Consider the following 22,185-nt stretch of genomic DNA (forward strand, 5'->3'; position numbering starts at 1 on the left):
GAAGGAGCGAAGTGTCCGTGGACCGTACCGCTCCGGTGTGAAGGAGTACGAGCGGAAAGGCCTGCTCGAACGGATCAACCGGGAGGCGTCCACGATCGGCGTCGACATCCCTGACGAAGTCGAGATCCAGGGCGAGCCGGTTGCGCTGCAGTCGTTCGTCTTCGAGATCGAGCGTCGAGACTCGATCCCGGCGGGCGAGCGCGACCGCGTCGAGCGGGCCAAACGGAACCTCCGTCGCGAGCGGATCGAGCGCGTGGAGCGCATCGAGGGCGGCGACGTGAGCTACGAACGCGGCGAGGCGCTCGCGGCGTCGGTCATCGGGATCGATCGCGCACTGGAGGCGCTCGAGGGGTTACAGGCACCGGGCCCGGACGCGGAGGCGAGTCGTCAGGAGGCGGCCGATCGGAAGCGCTGGATGACGTTCTTGAAGAAAGCGCTCGGCCGGGAGGAGTCGGGGAGCGGGTCGCGAACGCGTTTTTGAGCGCGTCTTCACGACCGCCCGTCGCTAGTTTCCGGTGAAGTCGATCCGCGAGTCCCCTGCGGACTCGTTTCGGGTCGCGGGGCCGACGCGGACGAACGCGTACGCGTCGTCGACGAGGTACACCGCGCCGTCGTCGACCGCGACGTCGACTCGTTCGAGCACGGACCCCTCACACGGGCCGAAGGTACAGTAGCCCGAGTCGGCCTCGAACGTCGCGCCGTGTTTCTGACAGAATATCTCGCCGTCGCGAACGAACGCTCCCTCCCCTTTGTCCAGTCGGACGTCCATCCAGTGTCGACAGTAGTTGCGGAAGGCGGAGACGCCATCGGCGAGACGGATCAACATCGCCTCCGCCTCCGGGGTGCCGTCCTCGTCCTCGCCCACGTCGCCCTCGCCGTCGTTGATCGCGTCCGGATCGAGCGGCCGGATCGTCACGAGCAACGTACCGTCCTCGGGAACCTCCTCGACCGCGACGATCCGTCGGTCCGCATCCATACGCGGACGTTGCCCGCCAGTCGGTTTCAATCGGTCGATAGCACGCTCTCGATGCCCGAATCGCTCCGGCTGTCGACGGGCTACTGTTGCACTGGCTCCTGACCGTCCGAACCGCCTCGCGGCTCGCCGGACCCGCTTCGGGAGCGACATCGACCTCGATCGAGTTTCCTACGGAACCAAACCCTCTCAACAGCAGCCGTCGGCACCGCACACGCCGCCGTAATCGATCCCGGTCTCGTCGCCGATCGCTTCGTTGCACTGCATCACCATGGTGGTGAACGCGAACTCCGAGGACGATTCATTTGCCGCCGCGAGCGCCTCGCCGAGCGCTTCGGCGGCCGCGACGACCTCGTCGTCGGTGACTCCGTCTTCGACGGCGTCTCGATCGGAGGCGCTCAACAGCACCCACCCCCGGTGGACCGCGCGAACTCCTCGCCGATCTCGTCGCTGATGACGTCGTTCGTCCGCTGGAGGAGCGCGATCAGTTCGCTCTGGGCGGCCTGCTGCCGTTGGACCGTCTCTGTGTCCGACAGCTCCGTCTGCAGTTGCTTCAGCTCCGCCATCACCGACTCGTCGAAGCCACCGCGCTGCATCTGCTGTTGCTTTCGCTGGTACTCGCGGAGCAGCGCCATCGCGTCGTCATCGTCCTGTACCGCCTCGTCGGCCGCGACGAACTGTTGGTACGTCTCCGATCCGCCGAGAGCGTCGAGGAACTCGCGGAGCGCCGCCTCAACGTTCGCCTCCACATCGTTCTCATCTGGGACGCCCACCCTGTCCTCTGCCGCGTCGTCCACATCCTCCGCGTCGCTCACGAGGGTGTCACCTCCGGTGCGTCCGCCTCGGCAATGTCCGCCAGCCCGGTGATCTCCTCACCGAAGGCGCTGAGCTCGCTGAGCCCGATCGGTTCGTCCTGCCGGAGCGGCGCTAACATCAGCGGCGCGTCGAACCGGTCGCGGATCTCGTCGAGGTACTGCGCCTGCTGGGCGCGCCGGTTCGCGAAGAAGGCGTTGTCGCCGTACTCCTCGGGGAGGAGGTAGTTGGCGACGACCAACGAGGTCTCGATGCCGACCTGATCTTCGAGGTCGGCGGCGGCCCGATACGCCTCCATCATGGGCGTGTACTCGGGGTACATCACGAACGCGAAGGTGCTCCGCTCGGGATCTTTCATCGTCTCGATGACCGCGTCGTACTGGTCGCCCTTCGCGGGCGCGGCACCCTTCGTCAGCGATCCGAGGTCCATGAACCCCTTCCAGTCGGAGGGCAGTTCGAGCAGGCGGAGCGTGTGTCCCGTGGGGGCCGTGTCGAAGACGACGACGTCGTAGCCGTCCTCGTCGAAGTAGCTCACGAACTTCTCGAGAGCGGCCATCTCCTCGGCACAGGGCGACTCCAACTCCTCTTCGACGTTCGCGATCGCGGCGTCGACGTCGATCCCCGTGTTCGCCTTGTTCTCGTACATCTCCGTGACGTGGTCGAGGACCTGCTCGCGATACTCGGCGAGCGCCGTTTCCTGGTCGATCCGCGCCGCGTCGAGGTTGTCCTGCCCGACCGAGGTCGGCTCGTGTCCCACGGGCTCGCCGAAGATGTCCTCCAGGTGCGCGGCCGGGTCGGTCGTGACCACGAGCGTTTCATAGCCGGCCTCCGCGAGCTTCGCAGCCGACGTCGCGGCGACCGTGCTCTTTCCGACGCCGCCCTTGCCGGTGAAGAAGAGATAGCGGGTCTCTTCGCCCGGCGTCAGCTGATCGACGACCGCGTCGACGTCGACCATCGCGTCGATGTCGACCGCGCCGTCGGCGTCCACGTCGGTCGCCGTTCCGACGTCGACGGTCGCCGCCTCGCCGTCGTAGAGGACGCCGCCCACGTCCGCGAGCAGATCGAGCCCGGCGATCTCACCGGGCTGGAGCGGGTACGTCGCCATCGCGTCGGCGTCGAACTCCTCGCGGGCGCGCTCGATGACGGCCTGCTCGTCCGCGCGTTTCCCCTCGAAGAAGGGATCCTCACACACCGACTCGGGGAGGTAGCCGTTGAGGATCAACAGCTTCGATTCGATCCCGAGCTCAGCGAGATCGCTCGCGCATCGGCTCGATCTCGTCGATCGAGGAGTCCTCGGGCTTGCCGACGAACGCGAACGAGGTGCGCTCACCGTCCTGAAGCGTGTCGATCGCGCGCTCGTAGTCCCGCTTTTTGTCCTCCATCGACGCTGCGGGCCCGATACAGGTCGAGCCGCCCTTCTCGAGTTCGGCGTTCCAGTCGGAGGGGAGCTCCATCAGTCGGATGGTGTGGCCCGTCGGCGCAGTGTCGAAGACGACGACGTCGTACTCGGGGCTGTCCATGAACTCGACGAAGTTGTCGAACGCAGCGATCTCCTCGACGCACGGGCTGTTAAGCTGCTCCTCGACGGTCTTGATCTCCTCGTCTCCGAGCAGCTCGCGCATCGGCTCGATCGTCTCCTGCCGGTACTCCTCCGCGGCGGTGTCCGGGTCTATCTCGATCGCGGAGAGGTTCTCGATCCCGTCGATCGCGGTGACCTCGTGGCCGATCGACTGCCCGAAGATATCGGAGAGGTTCGGCGCGGGGTCGGTGGTCACGAGCAGCGTTTCGTAGTCGCTGTCGGCGAGCCATGTCGCGGTCGCACAGCTCACCGTGCTCTTGCCGACGCCGCCCTTCCCGCTGAAGAAGACGAACTCCGTCTCGTCGCCGCTCGGCTCAACGATCCCGCGCGCGCTCGTCGACGGCGACTGCTCCACCCGTGACATTCGTTAGGCCTCCTGTGGGGTGGCGTCCCCGTCGACGGCGGCAGTCAGTTCGTCGTACGAGAGGTACTCTCCCTCGGCGACGATCTCGTCGTCGACGACCGTGATCGGAAGGATCGACGGGCCGTTCTCCTGAACGCGGTCGTAGATCCGCTGCGTTTCGAGGAACTGGTCGATGTTGTGTTGCATGTTTGCCCGGCTGACTTCGAGGTCGTCGAACGCGTCCTCGAGCTGATCGAGCGCCGCGCTGACCTCGACGAGCTCGTCGTCGGGGTCGGGGCCGCAGACGCCGGTGGAACAACACATCGCTTCTTCGTACAGAGTGAGTTCGGTCATGATGAGTCGGGTCGTCGTCGATCGTCTGAACGGTCGTTCGAAACGGGATGTGCCTCCGACACGTCCCTGAGACCAATTCAATTGAATAAATCCTCATATAACTATAAGCCCTTCGATCGGGTTCCTACCACTACCGATCCACGTACCGCTTCTAGAACGCGCATGGATGGCTATTATGCCATAGATACGCATAAGGGATTCAGACGTTCTGCGAGTCGGTATCGGAATAGCTGAGCTCGCAACCAATCGTCCCCATCCATTCGTGACGCTGTGTGGCCGACGGTCCACAACGCTTAATCACATATCGATTCAACTGTTCCGTATGTCATCGACCGATCGCCTGCGACGGTACGTCGTCGACGAGTGTGGCTCCTGTACCGATGCGGACCTCTCCGAGCGACTGGCGGAACTGGAGGAACTGAACGAGGCCGTCGGCGGGTCGGACCTCGAGACCGACGTTGCGCTGCTGTCGGCGCTCGGAAACGAGACGCGGTACAAGATCGTCCGGATGCTCCACACGGCCGACGACGAGCTGTGCGTCTGCGAGCTCTCGCCGCTGCTGGACGTGAGCGACAGCGCGATCAGCCACGCCCTCTCGAAGCTCACCGACGCCGGCCTCGTCACGCGCCGGAAGGAGGGCAAGTGGCGGATGTACCGCGCCACGCCGCGGGCGAGCGCCGTTCTCGTCGCACTCGACGGCTCGCGGTCCCTGTGAGTCCGGTTCGTCGCCGTCGTTCGACACACGCTACAGCCGGCAGCGTCGGCCGGCTTCGAGGCGTCCGGGGCGGTCGCACCGCCGTCGGTCACGCCCGGTTCCCGCAACCTCTTTGCGGCCCCTACCCGAACCCGCGGGTATGAGCTACGGATCCCTCGACGACGACGCGGTCGAGAGCTATCGTGAGGCCGGCGCAGTGCTGGTGGAAGCGATGAACGAGGCCCGAGAGATGATCGAACCGGGACGAACCCAACTGGCGGTCGCGGAGTGGACCGAGGACTTCATCCGCGAACAGGACGCGGGCATCGCGTTCCCCGTCAACATCAGCGTCGACCCGGAGGCGTCACACGCGACGCCCGGCCGGGACGACGAAACGGAGTTCGGCGAGGAGATGGTGTGTCTCGACGTCGGCGTCCACGTCGACGGCTACATCGCCGACGCCGCGGTGACCGTCGACTACACCGGCAACACGGAGCTGGTCGAAGCCGCCGAGATGGCGTTGGAGGCCGCGATCGACGAGGCCGGGCCGGGCGTCGAGGTCGGCGTCGTCGGGCAGGCGATCGAGGACGTGATCCGCGGGTACGGCTACACCCCGGTCCTGAATCTCTCCGGACACGGCGTCGAGCGGTACGACGCTCACACGGGACCGAACGTGCCGAACCGCGGGGTCGACCGGTCGGTCGAACTGGAGCCGGGGCAGGCGATCGCCATCGAGCCGTTCGCGACCGACGGCCGCGGGAAGGTCGGCGAGGGGACCACAGAGGAGATCTTCGAACTCCAGCGCGCGAAGAGCGTTCGCGACCGTCGCGCGCGAAAGGTGCTCGAGGAGATCGAAGCGTTCGACGACCTTCCCTTCGCCGCGCGGTGGCTGGAGGGCGACGGCGTCGGCATGGCGCTTCGCCGGCTCAAACAGTCGAACGTCATCAAGGGATATCCGGTGCTGAAGGAGGACGACGACGCACTGGTGAGCCAAGCGGAGCACACGATGCTGATCACGGAGGACGGCGTCGAGGTGACGACGGACGGGATCCACGACTTCGACTGATGGAGCGGATCTACGCGCCGTGGCGGATCGACTGGGTCGAGCGCGACGAGGATCCGATCGACGGCTGTCCGTTCTGCGTGCTTCCGAGCTTCGAGGACGCGACGGAGGCGCGGGTGGTCGCGGAGAGCGACCGCAACTACGTGCTTCTCAACAACGCGCCGTACAACCCGGGCCACGTGATGGTGATCCCGGACGCGCACGTCGACGACTGGACCGACCTCGACGACGAGACGATACTCGATCACGGTCGACTGAAGGCGGCGACGATCGCGGCGACTCGGCGCGATCTCGACCCCGAGGGGTTCAACACGGGGATGAACCTCGGCGGCGACGCCGCCGGCGGCTCGATCGATCACCTCCACACCCACGTCGTCCCGCGATGGAACGGGGACACAAGCTTCATGCCCGTCGTCGGCGAGACGAAGGTGATTGTCGAGGGGCTCGACCGGACGTACGACCACCTCCACGCCGGGTTCGCCGCGGGAGACCACGTCGTTGACCAAGGAAGTACCGAGGCTGGCGAGGCGGTACAGCTCTCGTTCGGATCTGAGTGAACCGGATCAGCTCCCGTTCGCCGTCGCCAGGAAGTTCCGGATCACGTCGTGGCCGACCGCTGTGAGGACGCTTTCGGGGTGGAACTGCACCGCCTCGATCGGGTACTCCCGGTGGCGGATCCCCATCACGATCGGCTCGCCGTCGTGGTCGGTCGTCGCCGACACCTCGAAGGCGTCCGGCACCTCGACCGCGGCGAGCGAGTGGTAACGACCCGCCCGGAACCCCTGGTCGAGCCCCTGAAAAACCCCCTCACCGTCGTGGTCGACCGGGAACGCCTTCCCGTGGATCGGCTCTGGCGCGTGGCCGACCGTTCCGCCGTACTCGTGGACGGCTGCCTCGAGACCCAGACAGACGCCGAGCGTCGGGGCCTCGGGAGAGAGCTCTCGGAGGACCTCGGCGGTGACTCCGACGTCGCGGTCGTTCTTCGGGTGGCCGGGACCGGGACTGATGAGGATCGCGTCGGGGTCGGCGTCGACGACGTCAGCGAGCGATGCGGTGTTTTTGAGGACCTCGATGTCGACGTCGGCGTCGAGTCCCGAGTCCTCGTCGAGTCCGATCTCGGAGACGTACTCGACGAGGTTGTACGTGAACGAGTCGAAGTTGTCGACGATCACGATCTTCATTCGTCCACCTCCGTGGCGGCCGTGGCGACCGACTCGCCCGCGTTGTCGCCGTCACCAGCCTCACGGATCCGGTCGATGGCGGCCAACACGCCGTCCATCTTTCGCTCCGTCTCCTCGTACTCCGCGGTGGGATCGGAGTCCGCGACGAGCCCCGCACCGGCTCGAACGGTGACGACGTCGTCGGTCCCGTCCGCCCCGTCGGCCCCGTTCTCCCCGTTGTCCTCGCGGATCGTCGCCGTTCGGATCACGATCGCGAAGTCGGCGTCGCCGGTCCACGAGTAGTAGCCGACGCCGCCGCCGTACGCCTCCCGCGGCGTGCGCTCCAGCTCGTTGATGATCTCCATCGCGCGGACCTTCGGCGCACCCGTGAGCGTGCCGGCGGGAAACGTCGCTCGCGTGGCGTCGAATGCGTCCGCGTCGGCCGCGAGCGTTCCCGTCACCGTCGACTCGATGTGCTGGACGTGGCTGTACTTCAACACGTTCATGAACTCCTCGACACGGACGGACCCGGGCTCGGAGACGCGGCGAACGTCGTTTCGTGCGAGGTCGACGAGCATCGTGTGTTCGGCGCGCTCCTTGCCGTCCGCGAGCATCTCGCCGGCGAGCCGTCTGTCCTCGACCGGGCTCGTTCCGCGCGGGCAGGTGCCCGCGATGGGGTTCGAGACGATCCGGTCGCCCTTCACCGACACGAGCGTCTCCGGGCTCGCGCCGACGATCGTCCGGTCGTCGTGACGGAGGACGTACATGTACGGCGAGGGATTCACGTCACGCAGCGCCGCGTACAGTCCGAGCGGGTCCACCTCACCTCGAAGCTCTCGCGTGCGCGAGACGACTCCCTGATAGATGTCGCCGTCGAGGACGTGCCGTTTCGCGGTTCGGACCGCCTCCTCGTACTCCTCGCGCGGACCCGCGGTTTCGCCCCGCTGACGGAACCCGCCGGTGTCCGGCTCCGTCGCGTTCCGGAGTTCCTCGGCGACCCGCTCCGCCTCCGCGGCGATGTCGTCGTAGATCGAGCCGGGGTCGTCGTCGACGTCGGTGACGGGAGTGAACACGAGTTCGACCGTCTCCTCCACCTCGTCGAACACGACCGTCCGCGTCGTGAGGGCGAACTCCGCGTCCGGGAACGCCGTCTCGGGACGGTCGACGCCGACCTCCTCCAGCCAGAGGTCGTACACCGCCTCGTACGCCAGAAACCCCACGAATCCACCCGAGAGGATCTGTCGGTCGGTGTCGGGGAATCCGCGGAGGCTCACGTCCGGGAACGCGTCGCGGACGCGGTCGATGACGTCGCCGTCGGACGCGCCGATCCCATCGTCGTCGGACGCGACGAGCCCATCGCCGTCGGACGCGCCGATCCCGTCGTCGATCAGGTCGGCCGCGGGGCCGAGCCGCTGGACCTCCGTCCGATCGGGATGGACCGAGACGATCGCCTCCGGATCGTAACCGACGAACGAGTAGCGAGCGTGTTTGTCCGCCTTTCCGCCGGCCGTGAACGCGCCGTCGGGATCGCTGGAGGCGACCTTCTGTCCGGACTCCAGGAGGAACCCGTACGGGCTGTCGCCGACGAGCGTCGCGTACGCGGCCAGCGGTGTGACGTCGGCGTCGAGGGATGCCGCGGCGCGGACGACGACCGGCTTCTCGGCGTCCGCGGCCAGTTCGACGAACGCCGCCCGCGAGCGATCGAGAGCCGTCATGCGATCTCCATCTCACGACCCGCGTTGGTGACGAACCGGGCGATCGCGTTGTGGTCCTTCCGACCGCCGGACAGCTCGACACCGGAGGCGACGTCGACCGCGAACGGGTCGGCGACCCGCACCGCCTCGGCGACGTTCTCCGGGGTCAAGCCTCCGGCGAGGACGACCGGAGAGGTGAGCCGCGCGGCCAGGTCCCCGGTCGCGGCCCAGTCGTGCGTCTCCCCGGTTCCGCCGGCACCCGACTCCCGCGTCGAGTCGACGACGAGCGCGTCGACGATCGGATCGAGCATCTCGGCACGGCCGTGGTCCGCGGCGTCGACCGTACACAGGACCTTCACGCCGGTTTCAGCGCGAACGTAGCCGATCTCGTCGGCCGTCCACTCCCCGTGTAGCTGGATCGCGTCCGGCTCGACCGTCCGGAGCAGTTCGACCGCCCGCTCGGGCGAGGACGGCATCGTGACGAGCGTCGCCGTGACGAACGGTGGCACGTCGGCGAGCAGCTCCGCCGCGGCCGCCGGATCGACCTCGCGCGGCGTGTCGACCGGGACCTCCGTGATGACGCCCACGGCGTCGGCACCCGCGTCGATCGCGGCCCGGAGGTCGGCCCCGCGGGTCAGCCCGCAAATCTTCACCCGTGCCATCAGTCGTCCTCCGCGTCGAGAGTCGGTTCGGCACGGGCATCGCTCCCGCACAGTGCCGCGAACTTCTCGGCGGCCGCACCGGAGTCGATCGCCTCGGCGGCGATTTCGACGCCCTCCGCGAGCGTCTCGGCCCGTCCGGCGACGTAGACCGCCGCACCCGCGTTCGCAAGGATCAGGTCGCGTTTCGGACCGGTCACGTCGCCCTCGACGATGCCGCGGAGGTCCGCCGCGTTCTCCTCGGGCGTGCCGCCCGCGACCGCCTCGATCGGCGCGCGCTCCAGCCCGAGGTCCTCGGGGGTGATCGTGAACTCGGTCACCGCCTCGCCGTCGACCTCCGCGACGACCGTCTCGTCGTGTAAGGCTATCTCGTCCATTCCGGAGCCGTGAACGACGAGCGCACGGTCGACGGGCATGTGCGCGAGCGAGCGCGCGATCTGTGCCACGAGGTCGATGTCGTACACGCCGAGCACCTGCGCGTCCGCACCGGCCGGGTTGGTGAGCGGACCGAGCACGTTGAATATCGTCCGTAGCTCCAGCTCTCGACGAGGGCCGATGACGGCCTTCATCGCCGGGTGGAAGACGGGCGCGAGCATGAACCCGATCCCGTCGGCCTCGATCGCCGCCTCGACGGCCGGCGGTTCGGCCTCGATGTCCGCGCCGGCCACTTCGAGGACGTCCGCGCTCCCCGACGACGAGGAGACGGAGTAGTTGCCGTGTTTCGCGACCGGCACCCCCGCTCCCGCGGCGACGATCGCCGCGGTCGTCGAGACGTTGATCGTGTCGTAGTCGTCGCCGCCGGTACCGCAGGTGTCGACGAGCAGGTCACGTTCCGGTTCGATCGTCCGCGCCGCGTCGCGCATCCCCTGCGCGAAGCCGGCGATCTCGGCCTCCGTCTCTCCCTTCGAGCGGAGCGCCGCCAGCAGCGCACCGATCTGGGCTTCGGTCGCCTCCTCGAACACGAGGCGTGCCGTCTCCCGTGCCTCCTCGACAGTCAGATCCTCCCCGTCCGTCACCCGCCGTATGGTTTCTGTGATACTCATTGTGAACTCCAATGTATATATTCGTCTTGTAATGTACAAGTGTGTACATGGTTTTAACCCTGTCGCCGTCGGATCGATCGTCTCGCAGACGCCGCCGGAGCGGTCGGGGTGGCTGGACGGTCGGGGAGGCCAAGGCGGCCGAGGCGTCCGAGCAGGCCGAGGCTGCGAGGGTGGTCGGGACGATTCGGTGATCGCACCCTTTTACTCGGTCGGAGGAAACGTGTCGCTCATGGAGGTCGGGATCGTGGCGCGGAAGGGGAATCACCGTGCGGCGTCGCTCGCCGCGGACGTCCGGGACGTCGTCCGGGAGCGTGGCGTCTCGGTGTGGCTCGACGAGGTGACCGCGGAGTACCTCGACGCTGGGCCGGGCCGAGGCGTCGACGCGCTCGCGGACTGTGATCTGGCCGTGGCGGTCGGGGGCGACGGGACGTTCCTGTTCGCCGCGCGCAACGCCGACGGAACGCCAATACTCGGCGTTAATCTCGGTGAAGTCGGCTTTCTGAACGCGGTCCCGCCTGACGACGCGGAATCGGTCGTACTCGCGGAGGTCGACCGGTTCCGAAACGGCGGGATGAACGTCCGAGAAACGCCGCGACTGGCCGCGTCGGCGGACGGGTGGGACTCGCTCCCGGCGGCAAACGAGATCGTGGTGAGCGGCGAGCGACGCGGACACGGCGGCGGGATCGACTACGAGCTCCGCGTCGACGGCTCGCTGTACTCCGGGGGACACGCCGACGGCGTCCTCGTCGCGACCCCGACGGGATCGACCGCGTACAACCTCTCCGAGGTCGGTCCGCTGGTCCACCCGGACGTGTCGGCGCTGGTCGTCAACGAGATGTGCGCCGAGGAGGGAATGCCCCCGCTTACGGTCGACGTCGACGCGACGGTGAGCGTCGCCGTCACGAGCGCCGAGGCGACCGTCGTCGTCAGCGACGGCCGGAATCCGCACGAGCTGTCGGGGCCGGTGGAGGTGACGATCGAGCGGACGACGACGCCGATGCGGATCGCCGGTCCGGCCGCCGACTTCTTCGAGGCGCTCGGCAAGCTGTCGTGAGTGCTCGGCGTTACGGGGGAGCCTACCGTCGCGTTCGTCCGCAGAAGGTGCCAGTGACCGACGTCCTCGCGTATCCGGTCAGTCGCTCCCGCGGATCGCCGCCTCCGCCCGCTGCAAGACCGTTCGAACCGGGAGGCCGGTGCGCTCGGCGACCGTTGCCGCGTCGTCGTACTCGGCGCTGACGTCGTACACGTCGCCGTCGGCGGTCGAGGCCAGTTTGACGGCGACCTCGTACTCGTCGCCGTCGACGTCGAGGACCGCCGTCTCGAACTGACGCTCGGCGATCCAGCGATGTGTCGCTCCCGTCTGGCGCACGCCCAGCGTCCCCGTCTCGCGCGCGAGCCGCGCCGCGACCGCCTCGGCGTCGGCGGGCTTGCAGACGACCGTCACGAGGTGTCCCGGACGCGACTTCTTCATCGTCGTCGGAACGATCGTGACGTCGCGCGCCCCGACGTTTTTCAGCGTTTGCTGCAGGCCACCGAGCACCTCTGGCGAGGCGTCGTCGAGGTTGGTTTCGAGGACGGCGACGTCGTCGTGAACGAGTCGGTCACCTCCGGTCCCGCCGTCCCCGACGATCGCCCGAAGGACGTTCGGACGGCGTTCGAACGTCGCGTCTCCCGCGCCGTAGCCCGACTCGGACACCGTGAGTCCCGGAGCGACGTCGACGCTCTCGGCGACGGCTCCGAGGATCGCCGCGCCGGTCGGCGTCAGCAGCTCCCGATCGATCGGGCCGCCGACGATCGCGAGTCCGGTGCGCTCGGCGATCTCGACGACGGCCGGTCCGGGTACCGGATACTCGCCGTGGCTCATCTCCACGGTGCCGCCGCCGACGGAGACGGGCGTCGTGACGACCCGGTCGACGTCGAGGTCGTCGAGCAGGAGCATCGCGCCGACGACGTCTGCGATCGCGTCGTCCGCCCCCACCTCGTGGAAGTGCGTCGCGGCGAGATCGGTCCCGTGAACCGACGCCTCCGCACGACCGAGCAGTTCGAAGGCGTCCAGCGCGGTCGACTCGATGCGATCGGGGAGCCCCATCGACTCGACGAGCGAGACGACCTCGGGATACGTGCGGTGGACGCCGGATCTCTCCGCGTGACCGTCGGAATCGTCGGGGTCCTCGACGTCGGTTTCGGCGAGCAGCACGTCGACGGTCGTCGCGCGGATCCCGTGTTTCACCGTCTCTCCGATGTCGTATCGGACCGGGAGATGCTGTTCAACCCGCGCGAGGACGTCCGGATCGGCACCGGCCGCGATCAGCGCGGCGCAGATCATGTCGCCGGCCGCACCGGTTCGGCCGTCGAAGGCGAGGGTTCGCATGTGTGATGGGTAGACGCCCACCGATAAAGAGACGTTCCACTCGGAACGACCGGACCCGTGACCAGAGGATCGATGAGCCCGTACGACGGGGTTTTAAACGAGGGTTCCGTACTATGCTATATGATGACATGCTACTCTAGCGAAACGGAGCGAATCGCCCGACGTGACGGTGAGATCCGCCGGAGCAACAGGCTTATAGCCACACCGCGTGCAGGTATTCCCGATCCCCGCGAGGAACCATGAACGAAGTCCAACTCGAAGTGGCGAAGGCGTACCCGAACGACTCGGGACGCGGCATCGCTCGACTCGACCCCGACACGCTGTTACACCTGAAGCTCTCACCCGGCGACATCATCGAGATCGAGGGCGCGGAGATGACCGCCGCCAAGGTGTGGCGGGCGGACAGACAGGACTGGAACACCGACACCGTTCGGATCGACGGGTTCACGCGCCAGAACGCCGACGTCGGGATCGGCGAGCGCGTCACGATCAGGAAGGCCGAGGCGGAGGCGGCCGACACGCTCGTTCTGGCCCCTCCCGAGGAGGCATCCGTCCAGTTCGGCTCGGACGCGGCCGGGATGGTGAAACGACAGATCCTCAAGCGGCCGGTCGTCGAACGCGACATCGTTCCGGTCATGTCGTCGACGAACCACCCGTTCATGCGGTCCCCCGGACAGGCGATCCCGCTCATCGCAGTGGAGACGGAGCCGGACGGGGTCTGTCTGGTGACCGAGGACACCGAGGTCGAGCTCCGCGAGGAGCCGATCTCCGGGTTCGAGAAGACCGGCGGCGGGATCACCTACGAGGACATCGGCGGCCTCCAAAGCGAGATCCAGCGCGTCCGCGAGATGGTCGAACTCCCGATGAAACACCCGCAGATCTTCTCGAAGCTCGGGATCGAGCCGCCGCAGGGCGTCCTGCTGCACGGTCCGCCGGGGACGGGGAAGACCCTGCTCGCGAAGGCGGTCGCCAACGAGACGTCGGCGTCGTTCTTCTCGATCGCGGGCCCGGAGATCATCTCGAAGTACTACGGCGAGTCCGAACAGCAGCTCCGAGAGATCTTCGAGGACGCGAAAGAGGAGTCGCCCTCGATCATCTTCATCGACGAGCTCGACTCGATCGCGCCGAAGCGGGAGGACGTCACCGGCGAGGTCGAGCGTCGCGTCGTCGCCCAGTTGCTCACGATGATGGACGGGTTGGAGACGCGCGGACAGGTGATCGTCATCGCCGCGACGAACCGCGTCGACAGCGTCGACCCCGCGCTCCGCCGCCCCGGCCGCTTCGACCGTGAGATCGAGATCGCGGTCCCCGACGAGGTCGGCCGCAAGGAGATCCTCCAGATCCACACCCGCGGGATGCCGCTGTCGGACGACGTCTCCCTCGACCACCTCGCGGACGAGACGCACGGCTTCGTCGGAGCCGACATCGAGAGCCTGACCAAGGAGGCCGCGATGAAGGCGCTCCGCCGGTACCTCCCCGAGATCGACCTCGACGAGGAGGACATCCCGCCGAGCCTGATAGACCGGATGATCGTCAAGCGCGACGACTTCCGAGGTGCGTTAAGCGAGGTCGAACCGTCCGCGATGCGAGAGGTGCTCGTCGAGCTGCCGAAGATCTCGTGGGACGACGTCGGCGGACTCGAAGGTGCCAAAGAGCAGGTCCAAGAGTCCGTCGAGTGGCCGCTCACCTCGCCGGAGAAGTTCGATCGGATGGGCGTCGACGCGCCGAAGGGCGTGCTTCTGTACGGCCCGCCGGGGACCGGAAAGACGCTGATGGCGAAGGCGGTCGCCAACGAGACGAACGCGAACTTCATCTCGGTGAGAGGACCACAGCTGCTCTCGAAGTGGGTCGGCGAGTCGGAGAAGGCGATCCGACAGACGTTCCGGAAGGCGCGGCAGGTGAGCCCCACGATCATCTTCTTCGACGAGCTCGACAGTCTCGCGCCCTCTCGCGGGCAGGAGATGGGTAACAACGTCTCCGAGCGCGTCGTCAACCAGCTGTTGACCGAGCTGGACGGGTTAGAGGAGATGGGCGACGTGATGGTGATCGGTGCAACGAACCGTCCGGACATGATCGATCCCGCGCTGTTGCGCTCGGGCCGATTCGACCGTCTCGTGATGATCGGCCAGCCGGATCAGGAGGGACGCGAGCAGATCCTCGAGATCCACACGGCCGACACGCCGCTCGCACCGGACGTGAGCCTCCGCGAGATCGCGGAGATCACGGACGGGTACGTCGGCTCCGATCTGGAGGGGATCGCTCGAGAGGCCGCCATCGAGGCGCTCCGCGACGACGACGCCGCCGAGGAGGTGGAGATGAAACACTTCCGCCGTGCGATGGAGTCGGTTCGTCCGACGATCACCGAAGACATTCTCGCCTACTACGAGGAGGTCGAACGGGAGTTCAAGGGCGGTGGGCGGGAGGCGTTCAGAGAAACCGGATCCGGTCGAATCGGGTTCCAGTAGGACGCCACGGCGTCGAGAGCGACGACGCCTTTCGCGCCTTTTAACCACCGCGATCGCCAAGCGAGGGTATGCCTCAGCCACGCGTCCCCGGTGGCGACGAGAACGTCCTCGAACTACCGTGCGGGGAGACCGTCGGGCTCGGCGAGTTGGACCTCGGGATGCGGGAGTTCGACTGCGAGTGCGGAGCGACCCACGCCGTCGTGATGGACGTCCATCCGCCGGACCGGTTTCTCCCGGAGTTCCTCGTCGACGTCCTCCGAGAGGCGATCGAGACGACCAGCGAGGAGATGCCGGAGTTCGACACGCCGCATCTCCTAGGAATCGCCTTAGAGGAGTTTCCGGATCGGGTCGTTGCACGTGACGCGAGCGACCACGCCGACGTCGGCTACGCGATGGTGTGGGTGGCGGAGTTCGACTCCCGGCGGCTCCACGAGGTTCTCGTCGAGCTCGTCGTCGAGTTGATGGAGCACGCGGTGAGCCACGCCGAGGACGACGACGCGCTCGCGACGTTCGAATCGGAGATGATGGAGTTCGACGTCGCGGCGTTCGTCGATCAGTACCGAGCCGAGCGGGACCTCGACGCCGAGGACCCGTACGTTTGAGTCCACGAAACGAGGATCCGTCGGCGACTCCGTCCGACAGGTGTCTGACTCCCGTCTCACTGAACCCTATATGTCCAGCAACCGTGCGTATGACGTATGCACACCCACGAATACGAACGGATCCGCGGTGTGCTCGCCGATGCCGACGAGCCGCTGACGGCGCGGGAGATCCTCGCGCACCTGGAGCAAGGCGAGGGGATCGACAGCCCGCACCGCGTCGCGACAGTGTTGGGACGGTGGGCACGACGAGGTGAAGTGGAAGTGATCGCGGCTCGTCCGTACCGGTATCGGCTCAACGCCTGACTCGAGGAACCCTCGAACGTCCGACGTGGCCGCGACTCCCCGCCACGCTTGGCGGCGTTTCAGCCGATTCGTCGACGGACACCGATATTGTGATATGGTTTCACATAACTTGCGAAAATCGCAAAACTCCTGCGAGATTCGTACTCTATCGCCGACCTTATTACGATGAACGTACTCCGTCGGGATAATGAGTGAGGACCGGACCATTCTGCTCATCGGCAGCGGGCCGATCCAGATCGGACAGGCAGCGGAGTTCGACTACTCCGGCGCCCAGGCGTGCCGTGCACTTCAGGAGGAAGGCGCACGCGTCGTCCTGGTGAACTCGAACCCGGCGACGATCATGACCGACCCGGACACCGCGGACCGGGTGTACATCGAGCCGATCACTCCGGAGGCGATCGCCGAGGTCATCCGACTCGAGGAACCCGACGGCGTCATCGCGGGACTCGGTGGCCAAACCGGCCTCAACGTCACCGCGGAGCTCGCCGAGCAAGGGATCTTAGAGGAGCACGACGTCGAGGTGATGGGCACGCCGCTCGACACGATATACGCGACCGAGGACCGCGACCTGTTCCGGCAGCGCATGGAGAAGATCGGCCAGCCCGTCCCGCAGTCGACGACCATCGCGCTCGACGACGGTGAATCCGTTACCGATTTCGACGAGGGGGCGCTCCGCGATCGCGTGCGTGACGCCGTCGACGAGGTCGGCGGTCTCCCCGTCATCGCGCGTACGACGTACACGCTCGGCGGCTCCGGCTCCGGCGTCGTCGACGACTTCGAGGAGCTCGTCGAACGGGTTCGGAAGGGCCTCCGTCTCTCGCGGAACAGCGAGGTGCTGGTCACCGAATCGATCGCCGGCTGGGTCGAACTGGAGTACGAGGTGATGCGGGACGCCGACGACTCCTGTATCATCATCTGTAACATGGAGAACATCGACCCGATGGGGATCCACACCGGCGAGTCGACGGTCGTCACCCCCTCGCAGGTCATCCCGGACGACGGCCACCAGGAGATGCGCGACGCCGCACTGGGCGTGATCCGCGAGCTCGGGATACAGGGCGGCTGTAACATCCAGTTCGCGTGGCACGACGACGGGACGCCCGGCGGGGAGTACCGCGTCGTCGAGGTGAACCCTCGGGTCTCCCGCTCCTCGGCGCTCGCGTCGAAGGCCACGGGCTATCCGATCGCCCGCGTCACCGCGAAGGTCGCGCTCGGGAAGCGGCTCCACGAGATAGACAACGAGATCACCGGGGAGACGACCGCCGCCTTCGAGCCGGCTATCGACTACGTCGTGACAAAGGTGCCGCGCTGGCCCATCGACAAGTTCGAGGACGTCGACTTCGAGCTCGGTACCGCGATGAAATCGACCGGCGAGGCGATGTCCATCGGTCGCACCTTCGAGGAGAGTCTCACGAAGGCGCTCCGCTCCTCCGAGTACGATCCCGCGGTCGACTTCGATGAGGTGAGCGACGAGGAGCTGGAGACCGAGTACCTCGTCCGCCCCAGCCCGGACCGCCCGTACGCCATGTTGGAGGCGTTCGACCGCGACTACACCGTCGACGACGTGATCGAACTCACCGACATCCACCGATGGTACGTCGAGCGCTTCGAGAACGTCGCCGATGCGACCGCGAAGGCGGCGGACGGCGAGTTCGTCCCCGCGGCTTCCGCGGGGCGCACGAACGCCGAGATCGCCGCGACGGCCGCGGACGGCGGGGTCGACGCGGACGTGAGCGACGTGGAGACCGCGGTCCCGGACCGGACGTTTAAACAGGTCGACACCTGTGCCGGAGAGTTCAGGGCGTCGACGCCGTACTACTACTCCGCGAGGCTACCGGAGTTCCTGCAGGGAGCGGGCACTGCCGGAGCCGCCAACGAGGTCCGCGTCGACACCGATGTCGAGAGCGTCGTCGTGGTCGGGGGTGGCCCGATCCGGATCGGTCAGGGCGTCGAGTTCGACTACTGTGCGGTCCACGCGGTTCGGGCGCTCCGCGAGATGGGGATCGACGCACACGTCGTCAACAACAACCCGGAGACGGTGTCCACGGACTACGACACGTCCGACGGACTGTTCTTCGAGCCCATCTCCGCCGAGGAGATCGCCGACGTGATCGAGACGACCGGTGCGGACGGCGTGATGGTGCAGTTCGGCGGACAGACGTCCGTGAACGTCGGCGAACCGCTGGCGGAGGAGATCGAGCGGCGCGGGCTCGACTGTGAGATCATGGGGACGAGCGTCAGCGCGATGGACTTAGCCGAGGACCGTGACCGGTTCAACGTCCTGATGGACGAGATCGACATCAAACAGCCCGAGGGCGGTACCGCGACGAGTCGTGACGAGGCGCTGGATCTGGCACACCGGGTCGGCTACCCCGTGCTGGTCCGTCCCTCCTACGTGCTCGGCGGACGCGCGATGCGCGTCGTCGAGGACGACGAAGAGTTGGAACGCTACATCGAGGAGGCGGTTCGCGTCTCACCGGACAAGCCGATCCTCGTCGACCAGTTCCTCGGAAACGCTGTCGAACTCGATGTCGACGCCGTCGCTGACGGCGAGGACGTGCTCATCGGCGGCGTGATGGAACACGTCGAGAGCGCCGGCGTCCACTCCGGCGACTCGGCGTGTATGATCCCGCCGCGCTCGCTCGACGACGCGACGATATCCAGGGTCCGCGAGGTGACCGAGAACATCGCTCGCGCGCTCGACACGGTCGGTCTGTTGAACGTCCAACTGGCGGTGACGGGCGTCCACGATCCGGACGCCGACGCCGAGGTGTACGTGTTGGAAGCGAACCCGCGGTCCTCCCGGACGGTCCCGTTCGTCTCGAAGGCGACGGGCGTCCCGATCGCGAAGCTGGCCGCGAAGGTGATGACGGACGCCACGCTTGCGGACCTGGACGTCGACGAACGGATCCCGCAACACGTCAGCGTCAAGGAGGTCGTGCTTCCGTTCGACCGCCTTCCCGGTTCGGACCCCCGGCTCGGACCGGAGATGAAGTCGACCGGCGAGGTGATGGGAACGGCGACGTCGTTCGGAAAGGCGTACGACAAAGCGCAGGACTCGACCGGGAAGCCGGTCCCGACCTCGGGAACGGCCGTCGTGGACCTCTCGGCCGAGGAGTTCCCCGACCCCGGTACGGAGGCGGGAGAAGCGCTCGTCGACGAGTTCTCGGCGCACTTCGAGCTGTCGACGGCGACGGACCTGGTGGAGGCCACTCGCCGCGGCGAGATCGACCTCATCGTCTCCCGGCAGCGGGAGCTGTTGGAGGTTGCCGTCGAAGAGGATATCACCTACTTCTCGACGTACGCGTCGGCGAAGGCGGCGCTCGAAGCGATCGAGCACTCGGACGACGAGCTCGACGTGATGGCCGTCTCGGACCGGCCACAGCGCGTCGAGAACTGGGGCGAGTACTGAGAGGAGGAGGCGTTGACCAACGGCTCGTGCGTACCGAACGGCTGGCGAACAGGCGGCTCGGATCCCCACGCACGACGGCTCGCCGCGCACCCGCCCCGGCCGTCGTGGACGACTCGTTAGGCCACGGGGCGAATGGCTCGTCATCGTTTTTAAACATGGACAGCCGTCCGACGCCGTCGTCCTCGGCGAACTCGTGCGGGATGCGGCAGGCCGACGCCTGACGCCGAACGTACCGCCGGTCCGAGCGCGACCTCGGCCCGAGACGCGGGGAGACGGAACACAACGTTTAGCGGACAGCGCGACACAGAGCGTGTATGAGCTTCTTCGAGACGCTTGCGAACCGGATCGACGAGACGGACAGCGTCGTCTCCGTGGGTCTCGATCCGGACCCGAGCCGAATCCCCGAGTTCCTGTCGGACGCAGACCTTCCGCGCTGGGCGTTCAATCGACGCGTGATCGACGCGACCCATCAGCACGCCGCCTGCTACAAGCCGAACGCCGCCTTTTACGAGGACGCGGACGGCTGGCGATCGTTACACGAGACCGTCGCGTACGCCGAAGGGAAAGGCGTCCCCGTGCTGCTCGACGCCAAACGCGCGGACATCGGCAACACGACCCGGCAGTACGCGGAGCTGCTCGATCTGGCGGACGCGATCACGGTCAACCCGTACATGGGTCGAGACTCTCTCCAGCCGTTCCTCGACCGCGAGGAGAAGGGTGTGTTCGTGCTTTGTCGCACGTCGAACCCCGGCGGCGAGGATCTGCAGGACCTCGAGCTCGCGTCCGGCGAACCGCTCTACGAGCGCGTGGCGGCGCTCGCGGACGTGTGGAACGCGAACGACAACGTCGGGCTCGTCGTCGGCGCGACCGCGGCCGACGAGCTCGCGGCGGTCCGGGAGGTCGTCCCGGAGCTTCCTTTCCTCGTACCCGGCGTCGGCGCACAGGGCGGTGACGCGGAGGCGGCCGTCGAGTACGGACTCGCAGACTATCCCGGCGTGCGCACCGACGTCGGGCTCGTTAACTCCTCGCGCGGGATCATCTTCGCGGGCGAGGGGTCGTCAGCGCCCGACGAGGAGGCGACGTACTTCGGGGCAGCGGGTGACTCGGCGAAGCGACTCAAAAAGCGGCTGAACCGGTACCGGTAGTCGAGCGACTTCCGTGTCGCTGGTCGTCGTCAGTCGATCCGAAACCCGTCCGTTCCGTCGTCTCTCTCAGTCGAGTCGTCGGAGCTGCGCCCCTCGGCACACGGCGAGCACGCTCCCGCCGTCTCGCTCCAGTGGTCGTGACAGACCTGCTGACCGCAGAGTCCACAGGTGTGACGGGCCGGCGCTCGTTCACAGATTCCACAGGGACCACTCACGCTCATACCCGTTCTTGGGTCGCACGACTTATCAGCGCTCCGGCGGACCGGATCCGTATGCGCCAGTTCGTCGTCGTCGGCCACGACGCACCGACGACACCCGACTCGATCTCGCTCGATGATCTCCCCGGCGCGGGCCGGCTCGACCTGCTCTGCCGCTGTGTCGCGACCGGCGTGTTCCTCTCACACGGGATCCGCGATGCGGTCCGGGTCCACCTCGTCATCAGCGACGAGCTCACCGTGAGCTTCGACGCCGACAGTCTGCGACACCTCCATCCCGACGAGCGCAACGTCGCCGCGCGGATCCGGGACGCGCTCGACGCTCGCGCGGACGCGATAGGCCACATGCCCGCGGACGTCTCGCCGGGCGTGGAGCTCCGACGGATGGGTCTCGACGCGACGCTCGAACGGGTGGCCGCCGACGGGACGATCGTCCAGTTACACGAGGCCGGCGAACCGCTCAGGGACGCCGCACCGCCCGACGATCCGGTGTTCGTGCTCTCCGATCACAACGACTTCACCGACGCCGAAACGGAGTTGCTCGCCGCCGAGAGCGACCGCCGGGTCCGGGTCGGTCCGAAGCGACTCCACGCCGATCACACGATCTCGGTCGCGCACAACTGGCTCGACACCGACGGCTACACCCGCTACTGAGCCATGCCGGGCGGACGTGGGACCGACACGAGGACGGGAGCTGACCGACGGACGACGGGTTCATCCGCGATCGACGATCGGTTCCCGGTTCCGCTCCGCGGCATCGACGTCGACCCCGACACGCGGTGTGTCCACTGGGACGGCGCGGTCGACGTGATCGCGCTTCGGTTCGGCTGCTGTGGCGCGTACTACCCGTGCTTCGAGTGTCACGACGCGGTCGTCGACCACGGCGCGGAGCCGTGGCCGCGTGAGCGGTTCGACGATCCGGCGGTGCTGTGTGGCGTTTGTTCGGCCACGCTCACGGCCGCGGCGTATCTCGACTGTGGGGACGCCTGTCCGCGCTGTGGTACCGCGTTCAATCCGGGCTGTCGGCGACATCGCGACCGATACTTCGAGGAGTGATCCGACGCACCCGTTCAGGGTTTCGGAAGGGTTAAAGGATCCAACGGCCTCTGTCCGCGTGCGGGCCGGTGGGGTAGCTTGGTATCCTTCGGCCTTCGGGTGGCCGTAACCGCAGTTCGAATCTGCGCCGGCCCACTACCCGCATATACTTTTTCCACCTTTTACTGACAAGTAGCGACGGATCTGCGGGGTGGTTCCTGTGAGTCTCGGGAACCGCAGCAACACCGGGACCACGTTCACA

The 22,185-nt window shown here is 67.1% G+C and carries 22 protein-coding genes, 1 tRNA gene and 1 pseudogene; 13 read left to right on the plus strand and 11 right to left on the minus strand.

The window, feature by feature from the left end; translation table 11 throughout:
• The first annotated feature begins 37 nt into the window (after nucleotides 1-37).
• The gene (locus ACNSN7_RS13275) at nucleotides 38-481 is read left to right on the plus strand and encodes a DUF5788 family protein (RefSeq protein ID WP_418282781.1); all 444 of its coding nucleotides are present in this window, start codon (nucleotides 38-40) and stop codon (nucleotides 479-481) included.
• A 24-nt stretch (nucleotides 482-505) separates the two neighbouring features.
• Here ACNSN7_RS13275 and ACNSN7_RS13280 read toward each other — a convergent pair whose 3' ends face one another.
• The 5 genes and pseudogenes from ACNSN7_RS13280 to arsD all read right to left on the minus strand — a co-directional run bounded on the left by ACNSN7_RS13280 (nucleotide 506) and on the right by arsD (nucleotide 4,062).
• A complete protein-coding gene (locus ACNSN7_RS13280) occupies nucleotides 506-976 on the minus strand; it encodes a Rieske (2Fe-2S) protein (RefSeq protein ID WP_418282782.1) in 471 nt (156 codons plus the stop codon).
• A 186-nt stretch (nucleotides 977-1,162) separates the two neighbouring features.
• Nucleotides 1,163-1,381, minus strand: coding sequence for a halo-CC-star protein HcsS (gene hcsS, locus ACNSN7_RS13285; RefSeq protein WP_418282783.1), 219 nt, complete (start codon nucleotides 1,379-1,381; stop codon nucleotides 1,163-1,165).
• Nucleotides 1,372-1,788, minus strand: a complete 417-nt coding sequence (gene hcsL / locus ACNSN7_RS13290) for a halo-CC-star protein HcsL (protein ID WP_418282784.1) — start codon at nucleotides 1,786-1,788, stop codon at nucleotides 1,372-1,374. Before hcsL ends, hcsS begins: the two co-directional genes overlap by 10 nt.
• Nucleotides 1,785-3,729 (minus strand): annotated as a pseudogene (gene arsA / locus ACNSN7_RS13295) (arsenical pump-driving ATPase). The gene hcsL and the pseudogene arsA overlap by 4 nt, the downstream one beginning before the upstream one ends.
• Nucleotides 3,730-3,732: 3 nt before the next feature.
• The gene (arsD, locus tag ACNSN7_RS13300; protein ID WP_418282785.1) at nucleotides 3,733-4,062 is read right to left on the minus strand and encodes an arsenite efflux transporter metallochaperone ArsD; all 330 of its coding nucleotides are present in this window, start codon (nucleotides 4,060-4,062) and stop codon (nucleotides 3,733-3,735) included.
• A gap of 322 nt (nucleotides 4,063-4,384) precedes the next feature.
• Between arsD and ACNSN7_RS13305 the strand changes: the two genes are divergently transcribed.
• The 3 genes from ACNSN7_RS13305 to ACNSN7_RS13315 all read left to right on the plus strand — a co-directional run bounded on the left by ACNSN7_RS13305 (nucleotide 4,385) and on the right by ACNSN7_RS13315 (nucleotide 6,376).
• Nucleotides 4,385-4,777 (plus strand): ArsR/SmtB family transcription factor, encoded by a 393-nt coding sequence (locus ACNSN7_RS13305; protein ID WP_418282786.1) that lies wholly within the window; start codon nucleotides 4,385-4,387, stop codon nucleotides 4,775-4,777.
• 139 nt (nucleotides 4,778-4,916) lie between these two features.
• The gene (map, locus tag ACNSN7_RS13310) at nucleotides 4,917-5,822 is read left to right on the plus strand and encodes a type II methionyl aminopeptidase (RefSeq protein WP_418282787.1); all 906 of its coding nucleotides are present in this window, start codon (nucleotides 4,917-4,919) and stop codon (nucleotides 5,820-5,822) included.
• Entirely contained in the window at nucleotides 5,822-6,376 is a 555-nt protein-coding gene (locus ACNSN7_RS13315; RefSeq protein WP_418282788.1) for an HIT family protein, read from the plus strand. Before map ends, ACNSN7_RS13315 begins: the two co-directional genes overlap by 1 nt.
• A 6-nt stretch (nucleotides 6,377-6,382) precedes the next feature.
• On the opposite strand, the gene trpG is transcribed toward ACNSN7_RS13315, so the two are convergent.
• The 4 genes from trpG to trpD are packed head-to-tail and all read right to left on the minus strand — an operon-like array spanning nucleotide 6,383 to nucleotide 10,375.
• On the minus strand, nucleotides 6,383-7,000 hold the full coding sequence (gene trpG, locus ACNSN7_RS13320; protein ID WP_418282789.1) for an anthranilate synthase component II: 618 nt from the start codon (nucleotides 6,998-7,000) through the stop codon (nucleotides 6,383-6,385).
• On the minus strand, nucleotides 6,997-8,694 hold the full coding sequence (trpE, locus tag ACNSN7_RS13325) for an anthranilate synthase component I (protein WP_418282790.1): 1,698 nt from the start codon (nucleotides 8,692-8,694) through the stop codon (nucleotides 6,997-6,999). Before trpE ends, trpG begins: the two co-directional genes overlap by 4 nt.
• On the minus strand, nucleotides 8,691-9,335 hold the full coding sequence (locus ACNSN7_RS13330; RefSeq protein ID WP_418282791.1) for a phosphoribosylanthranilate isomerase: 645 nt from the start codon (nucleotides 9,333-9,335) through the stop codon (nucleotides 8,691-8,693). Before ACNSN7_RS13330 ends, trpE begins: the two co-directional genes overlap by 4 nt.
• Nucleotides 9,335-10,375, minus strand: coding sequence for an anthranilate phosphoribosyltransferase (gene trpD / locus ACNSN7_RS13335; RefSeq protein ID WP_418282792.1), 1,041 nt, complete (start codon nucleotides 10,373-10,375; stop codon nucleotides 9,335-9,337). Before trpD ends, ACNSN7_RS13330 begins: the two co-directional genes overlap by 1 nt.
• Before the next feature lie 229 nt (nucleotides 10,376-10,604).
• On the opposite strand from trpD, the gene ACNSN7_RS13340 reads away from it, so the two are divergent.
• Complete coding sequence (locus ACNSN7_RS13340) at nucleotides 10,605-11,429, plus strand: NAD(+)/NADH kinase (protein ID WP_418282793.1); 825 nt, start codon at nucleotides 10,605-10,607, stop codon at nucleotides 11,427-11,429.
• Between the two features lie 78 nt (nucleotides 11,430-11,507).
• Here the strand turns inward: ACNSN7_RS13340 and larC are convergent, their stop codons facing one another.
• Complete coding sequence (gene larC / locus ACNSN7_RS13345; RefSeq protein ID WP_418282794.1) at nucleotides 11,508-12,746, minus strand: nickel pincer cofactor biosynthesis protein LarC; 1,239 nt, start codon at nucleotides 12,744-12,746, stop codon at nucleotides 11,508-11,510.
• A 239-nt stretch (nucleotides 12,747-12,985) separates the two neighbouring features.
• Between larC and ACNSN7_RS13350 the strand changes: the two genes are divergently transcribed.
• From ACNSN7_RS13350 to pyrF, 5 genes are all read left to right on the plus strand, one after another.
• Nucleotides 12,986-15,211: a CDC48 family AAA ATPase gene (locus tag ACNSN7_RS13350; protein ID WP_418282795.1), complete on the plus strand. Its 2,226-nt coding sequence runs from the start codon at nucleotides 12,986-12,988 to the stop codon at nucleotides 15,209-15,211.
• A 68-nt stretch (nucleotides 15,212-15,279) separates the two neighbouring features.
• Nucleotides 15,280-15,813 (plus strand): DUF5815 family protein, encoded by a 534-nt coding sequence (locus ACNSN7_RS13355; RefSeq protein ID WP_418282796.1) that lies wholly within the window; start codon nucleotides 15,280-15,282, stop codon nucleotides 15,811-15,813.
• Between the two features lie 96 nt (nucleotides 15,814-15,909).
• Entirely contained in the window at nucleotides 15,910-16,116 is a 207-nt protein-coding gene (locus tag ACNSN7_RS13360; RefSeq protein ID WP_418282797.1) for a hypothetical protein, read from the plus strand.
• Nucleotides 16,117-16,303: 187 nt separating this feature from the next.
• Nucleotides 16,304-19,528: a carbamoyl-phosphate synthase large subunit gene (gene carB / locus ACNSN7_RS13365; protein ID WP_418282798.1), complete on the plus strand. Its 3,225-nt coding sequence runs from the start codon at nucleotides 16,304-16,306 to the stop codon at nucleotides 19,526-19,528.
• Between the two features lie 314 nt (nucleotides 19,529-19,842).
• Nucleotides 19,843-20,673, plus strand: a complete 831-nt coding sequence (gene pyrF / locus ACNSN7_RS13370) for an orotidine-5'-phosphate decarboxylase (RefSeq protein ID WP_418282799.1) — start codon at nucleotides 19,843-19,845, stop codon at nucleotides 20,671-20,673.
• A gap of 29 nt (nucleotides 20,674-20,702) precedes the next feature.
• On the opposite strand, the gene ACNSN7_RS13375 is transcribed toward pyrF, so the two are convergent.
• Nucleotides 20,703-20,894, minus strand: coding sequence for a hypothetical protein (locus tag ACNSN7_RS13375; protein ID WP_418282800.1), 192 nt, complete (start codon nucleotides 20,892-20,894; stop codon nucleotides 20,703-20,705).
• A gap of 51 nt (nucleotides 20,895-20,945) precedes the next feature.
• Here ACNSN7_RS13375 and trmY point away from each other — a divergent pair, with 51 nt between their 5' ends.
• From trmY to ACNSN7_RS13390, 3 genes are all read left to right on the plus strand, one after another.
• The gene (gene trmY, locus ACNSN7_RS13380) at nucleotides 20,946-21,542 is read left to right on the plus strand and encodes a tRNA (pseudouridine(54)-N(1))-methyltransferase TrmY (RefSeq protein ID WP_418282801.1); all 597 of its coding nucleotides are present in this window, start codon (nucleotides 20,946-20,948) and stop codon (nucleotides 21,540-21,542) included.
• Nucleotides 21,543-21,545: 3 nt separating this feature from the next.
• Entirely contained in the window at nucleotides 21,546-21,944 is a 399-nt protein-coding gene (locus ACNSN7_RS13385) for a CHY zinc finger protein (protein ID WP_418282802.1), read from the plus strand.
• A 62-nt stretch (nucleotides 21,945-22,006) separates the two neighbouring features.
• A tRNA-Pro gene (locus tag ACNSN7_RS13390) sits at nucleotides 22,007-22,079 on the plus strand.
• The last annotated feature ends 106 nt before the right edge of the window (nucleotides 22,080-22,185 follow it).

The organism is Halorubrum rarum, assembly GCF_048380895.1.
Lineage (GTDB): Archaea > Halobacteriota > Halobacteria > Halobacteriales > Haloferacaceae > Halorubrum.